Below are 619 nucleotides of genomic sequence, written 5' to 3'. Positions count from 1 at the left end.
TTGTCTTCACATTGCGTTTCGTCGGCAGCGTCAACTGTGTATAATGGACAGGCTGCTGAGCATCCCGCTGGTGCTGCTGGGGCTGTACCTGATCGTGCGCTCGCGCAGCGCGCCGGTGCTGCAGCCGGTGGCAGCCGGTGCCGGGGAGAAGTCCTGATGCGCGCCTACCTGGACCTGCTGGAGCATGTGCTGGAACGCGGCACCGTCAAGGCCGACCGCACCGGTACCGGCACCCGCAGTGTGTTCGGCTGGCAGATGCGCTTTGACCTGGCGCAGGGTTTTCCGCTGGTCACCACCAAGAAGCTGCACCTGCGCTCGATCATCCACGAGCTGCTGTGGTTTTTGCGCGGCGACACCAACATCGGCTACCTCAAGGAACACAACGTCAGCATCTGGGACGAGTGGGCCGACGCCAATGGCGACCTCGGCCCGGTATATGGCAAGCAGTGGCGCAGCTGGGCCGGGGCCGATGGCCGTACCTTCGACCAGATCGCCTGGGTGGTGGAGGAGATCCGCCGCAACCCGGATTCACGCCGGCTGATCGTCAGTGCCTGGAACGTGGCCGAGCTGGAGGCTGTCTCTTCTACACATGTGACGCTGCCGAAGAAATGCAGTGTAT

At 63.5% G+C, this 619-nt stretch carries 1 protein-coding gene; it reads left to right on the top strand.

All coding sequences use genetic code 11. The features are described 5' to 3' along the window. Positions 1 to 156 precede the first annotated feature (156 nt). On the top strand, positions 157 to 619 hold a 463-nt coding region (thyA, locus tag ABB25_RS14050), incomplete at its 3' end, for a thymidylate synthase (RefSeq protein WP_152981249.1).

The sequence above is a fragment of the Stenotrophomonas koreensis genome (assembly GCF_001431525.1).
GTDB classification, from domain to species: Bacteria; Pseudomonadota; Gammaproteobacteria; order Xanthomonadales; family Xanthomonadaceae; genus Stenotrophomonas; species Stenotrophomonas koreensis.
Note: the sequence above shows the minus strand (reverse complement) of the source record. Positions and strands in the feature narration are given on the sequence as shown.